The 1,015-nt window shown below is 49.9% G+C and carries 1 protein-coding gene; it reads right to left on the bottom strand.

Features of this window, described 5'->3' with window-relative positions; translation table 11 throughout:
* The coding region (locus KDK14_RS07000; RefSeq protein WP_257264325.1) for a ShET2/EspL2 family type III secretion system effector toxin at positions 1-1,015 on the bottom strand (1,015 nt) is incomplete at both ends.

Raw genomic sequence — 1,015 nt, 5'->3', positions numbered from 1 at the left:
TGCAGTGCCACGAAGAGCCCGGGAAAACCATCGCTGGATTTCGCCATCAGCAGGTTCTGTTTGACCTCGTCGCTCAAGGCGCTGGTCATGAACCGATCCAGGTAAATTGTCACGCACTCCCAGTGGCCGTTTTGCAGTGCCATGAAGAGCCCGGGAAAACCCATGGGAGATTTCGCCATCATCAGATCCTGTTTGACCCCGTCGCTCAAGGAGCTGGCCATGACCCAATCCAGGTAAATCTTCACGCACTCCCCATGGCCATTTTTCAGTGCCCCGAAGAGACCGGAAAAACCCTTGGGGGATTTCGCCATCACCAGGTTCTGTTTGACCTCGTCGCTGAAGGGGCTGATCCGAGCCAGGTATTTCTTGACGCACTCACCATGGCCCCTTAGTAATGCCATGTACAGTCCTGGTATACCATCGTTACTTTTAGCCATCAGGGCAGTCGTTTGACTATATGAATCAAGCCGGTTCAGTTGCCCCATGAATTGATCGACCATGTTCGAAGAAAAATGTCCATTTTGGAGCATTAAAAACAGGATGAACGGATTCATATCTGCCAGAACCCTGACCAACGAACTACCGGCCCGGCTCTCAACGGTTGTTGTGATTAAACATCCACCCAAAGAAGGCCCGGGGTAATACAATTTGATGAACCTGGAATTCGGGACAAGGTGCTCTATTTTAATGGCTTTCAGGGTTTGCAGGTCAGGGACGATTAAGCGTCGGACTCTCAGGGTGTCGTTGGGATCATAAAAAACCAGTTTTATCTCCGATCGCTCAGGCGACCAGTTTATCTTCAGAGCCATCGAATGGTTCGATGACGAAAACAGATAGGTTTTATTTTGTTCGCCATCGGCCAGCTGCTGTTGACAAGCCACATAAATTGCCTTGCCTACGCCATCCCGGTCAAAGTAATAACCTTCCTGTGCAGTTTTATAGCCACTGGCAGTGGTGTCATGCAGTGCCTGATCCGTTTTAATACCGCTGTGACGGGAAATTTTATCCAGCTGAT

This window comes from Endozoicomonas sp. ONNA2 (assembly GCF_024606365.1).
In the GTDB taxonomy this organism is placed as follows: Bacteria; Pseudomonadota; Gammaproteobacteria; order Pseudomonadales; family Endozoicomonadaceae; genus Endozoicomonas.
Note: the sequence above shows the minus strand (reverse complement) of the source record. Positions and strands in the feature narration are given on the sequence as shown.